The 2158-nt window shown below is 37.0% G+C and carries 1 protein-coding gene; it reads right to left on the reverse strand.

Features of this window, described 5'->3' with window-relative positions; translation table 11 throughout:
• Positions 1-306 precede the first annotated feature (306 nt).
• Entirely contained in the window at positions 307-1734 is a 1428-nt protein-coding gene (locus ACQKMD_RS21945) for a serine hydrolase domain-containing protein (protein ID WP_427754691.1), read from the reverse strand.
• Positions 1735-2158: the final 424 nt, after the last annotated feature.

Below are 2158 nucleotides of genomic sequence, written 5' to 3' on the forward strand. Positions count from 1 at the left end.
GTCGCTACCATTATACCGAATTTGGGGAGGTGCCTGTTTTTTATTGTCTGAAAGACGTTGATATGACTGAGCTCAGAATTATGAAATTAACTCAATAAAGTCATTTAAAAAATAATATAGTTGTTTAAAAATCCTTATTCCACGTACGGAGCAGGTTAGTGGAAGCAATAGTAATTAGGTTTGACTGGGAAAATTGTCGATGATATTAAAAAAGACACCGAAGTGTCTTATGTTTTTCAAATTAAGCATACTGATAAATTGAAATTTAATTACTTAACATTATGTTTATCTTGGGAGCGAGGTATTTTATCGGTGAGTGTATACAAACCATGTAATGCTTGCTGTTAATAATGCTGACGAAATCAAAGCTGTAAGAACACTATATGTTTGCCAAATAAGTATCGTTGACCAATCGAAAGCACAGCACAGTATACCCAGGGCAATCGTAGCAATCAGGAAAATAACTGTTACGATTATTCTCTTTTTTGTCATTGGCTGCCGCTCATTCGTTTTCCTTCTGCGTAATCCTAAGAGAAATAACAAAACGGCCAATAGGCAAAGAATAATTGTGATAGACGACAAAATGATATCCAAAAGCTGTGTGCCGCTTATTTCATATGACTGAGTTAGATTGCCGTCTAATATATCTTTAACTTTTAGTACCAGGTTTATATTGGTATTTGTGCCGTTGCTCAGCAAGCTGACGGCTGTTCGTTCATTTAGCAGTATGGCTACTTCGGTTCTGAAATTTGGATTGCCCCCAGTGTGTTCTATAATCGTTTGGTCGGCGTTTACCGACCAGCCTGCCGCATAATACATATCGTTGACAGCCGAAACAGACATATCACCCCTATGTGATTTTTCGATAACCGAGTGAAACATTTCGGGTATGTTCTGCACGATACCCATCTGTATGCCCATCCAACGCGCCATATCTTTTGTATTAGAAATGATGTAGCCTGCGGGTTTATTCCCAGCATAATCCGGAGCTTTAAATGGAGTTGTCATAAAAAAGGAAGAACGGTAGCCCTGTGCCAACTGTCCAGTGGCTTGAGCATCTTCTTTATAAACATACGTCTGGTGAAGACCTAACGGCTGAAATACCTGTTCCCTCATAAAGTCTTCATAGCTTTGTCGCGACACAATCTCAATAACCAAACCCAATACGTCATAATTAACGGTTCCATAGTTATACTGTTCACCGGGAGGGAACGCCAATTCAGCATCTACGAGCATTTCCACAGTCTTTTGCAACATATCCGGTGTATTGCCTTGTGGAATATTTTGAGTATGCCTAATATTTGTTAGACCACTGGTATGGTGAAGAAAGTTATTTAGTGTAAGGCTTTTCATATCAACAGGTTTTCCTTGATACTTTAACGTAAACCAAGGTAAATATTTTTGGACAGGGTCAGTCGTTGAGAGCAGCCCTTGCTCTTCCAACAGCATAATACCCATACCGGTAAAAGCTTTACTGACCGAGGCTAACTCATAGAGTGTATTTTCACTTGCAGACAACCCCTTTTCACGGTCTGCATACCCTGAAGAAAAGTAGAACACTTCATCATCAGCAAGTATTGAGATTGACATTCCCGGCACACCTGATATACGACAGGCATCATCTAGCAACGCTTGTATTGCCGCAGATTTCGAATCTGACAACGCATAACTTTGTGTTGCGAATCCTGAGAATAATATAAATATCGTTAATACAAAAACAATAATCTTTTTCATAAACTCTCCTTTTTGAAAAATTATAAGAGAATAATATAAATAACCTACTTTTACAACTACTAAACTAAATTTTAATTTATCTTTCTATTCACCCATATAATATCAAGTAATTGTGAAGAGTTACACTTAAACGAACAAATGCGTTAGTTCAATAAGAAGTAAACAACTTTATTATTCATTTTTTAAGTATTATATAAAAAGATGGATGCAATTTGAAACAACTTTAAAGAGCCTTGCTACGTAGAATGAAGTAAGGCTCTTAGCTTTTAATAATCAAAATTCAATAACTTTATTATCATTATACAGCAATATCCTTTGGTAATGGCGTTATTTCCAGTGTTGCAAGTGCCATCTTCCCGAAATTCGGAAAGACTTGAGTAAATTCTGGAAAGTAGCGATCTAGCCAACGAATGATTCGATTTTT

This window comes from Viridibacillus sp. NPDC096237 (genome assembly GCF_050278625.1).
In the GTDB taxonomy this organism is placed as follows: Bacteria; Bacillota; Bacilli; order Bacillales_A; family Planococcaceae; genus Viridibacillus.

Excerpts from the sequence above, each read along its gene's own strand:
- ACQKMD_RS21945 (WP_427754691.1), bottom strand. The coding sequence starts at position 1,734 with ATGAAAAAGATTATTGTTTTTGTATTAACGATATTTATATTATTCTCA.